The 299-nt window shown below is 65.2% G+C and carries 1 protein-coding gene; it reads right to left on the minus strand.

Annotated elements, in window-relative coordinates; translation table 11 throughout:
• Positions 1–299: amidohydrolase family protein (locus HA630_RS26875; RefSeq protein ID WP_166832151.1), on the minus strand; the 299-nt coding region annotated here is incomplete at both ends.

The raw sequence follows: 299 nt of genomic DNA on the forward strand, positions 1-299 counted from the left end.
GTCTGCCAGGTGCGGCAGATGACCTCGCCCACCCGGCCCATGGCCTGGCTGTCGCTGCTCATGATGCTGATGGCGCCCAGGTCGTGCAGGATGTCTTCGGCCGCGATGGTTTCCTTGCGGATGCGGCTTTCGGCAAAGGCCAGATCTTCGGCGATGGACGAGTCCAGGTGGTGGCACACCATCAGCATGTCCACATGCTCTTCGAGCGTGTTGACGGTGTAGGGGCGCGTGGGGTTGGTGGAGGAGGGCAGCACGTTGGCTTCGCCCACCACCTTCAGGATGTCGGGCGCGTGGCCGCC

The sequence above is a fragment of the Aquabacterium sp. A08 genome, assembly GCF_011742065.1.